Source organism: Anoxybacillus sp. LAT27 (assembly GCF_022030075.1).
In the GTDB taxonomy this organism is placed as follows: domain Bacteria; phylum Bacillota; class Bacilli; order Bacillales; family Anoxybacillaceae; genus Anoxybacillus; species Anoxybacillus kestanbolensis.
The window spans coordinates 1-1,008 of the sequence record NZ_JAIWYK010000038.1 but is presented as its reverse complement, the minus strand read 5'-3'; the positions used below and the strand labels follow the sequence as shown (position 1 = coordinate 1,008).

The following is a 1,008-nucleotide window of genomic DNA, read 5'->3' as shown; positions in this document are numbered from 1 at the left end:
AGGTAATTATGGTGTGGGGATGTTAATATTTAACTCTATAATGCTTTTACCGCAAGTAATTGGACAAGTTTTTTACCCTAAAGTAGTAGAACTTGTAAGTATGCAAAATTATAAAGAAATTTATCGACAATATCTTAGAGTTAATTCTTTCCTTGCTATATTAATGGCATTATTAATACTTGTGCTATATTTGGTATTCCCTTTGTTCGTAAATCTATTTATACCCGACTATAATAGAGGAGTGTCAGCAGGACAAGTCCTTATTTTGGGAATCTACCCTTTAACCTTAGTTAACTTTGCAGCCAACTATTTTAATGCTACTAAAAATCATAAAGTTTATTTCCTAATACAGGTTATCACAATTTTCATAAATATTATATTATGTATTATTTTCATCTCAATTCATTTTGATATTGTATCAATAGCTTGGGCAACTTCTATATCTTATTTTTTATATTCTATAATAATGAACTATTGCTTTCTTAGTAAAATCAAACAGGTAACTATTCAGCCACATCATAAAGTGAGCTGAATATTTTTTTCTTTCCTTGTCTATGATGTGAATACTGATAGACAAGGAGGTGAATCGCATGTTGACGGTACAACAAGCTGTATTTACGGTTGAGAGCTTAATCAGCAAAGTCCAACAACAGAAAAAACTCATTGCTCACCAACAACAAGTCATCGATCAGTTGTTAACAGAAAACAAACAGCTACGCAAAGAAAATGAACAACTGAAGTATCGCGTTCAAGAGTTGGAAGCACGCACGAAAAAAAACAGCTCCAATAGCCATTTGCCCCCATCTTCTGACCGTTTTGCCAACACACGTTCTTCTCGCAAACCATCTGGCAACAAGCCAGGCGGACAAGAAGGACATCAAGGACCGACGCTCCGCCAAGTGGAACATCCACATCATCGCATCGTCCATCGTGTGCACACGTGTCAAGGATGTGGGGCTTCTTTGCGTGAAGTCAAACCGTTCAAAGTCGATATCCGTCAAGTGTTTG

Annotated in this window: 2 protein-coding genes; both read left to right on the top strand. The window is 36.1% G+C overall.

Going from position 1 to position 1,008, the window contains the following annotated elements; all coding sequences use genetic code 11:
• The coding region (locus tag LD028_RS02275; RefSeq protein WP_237810807.1) for a lipopolysaccharide biosynthesis protein at nt 1–532 on the top strand (532 nt) is incomplete at its 5' end.
• Between the two features lie 58 nt (nt 533–590).
• A partial coding sequence (locus LD028_RS02270) for a DUF6444 domain-containing protein (RefSeq protein WP_237810806.1) occupies nt 591–1,008 on the top strand: 418 nt, incomplete at its 3' end.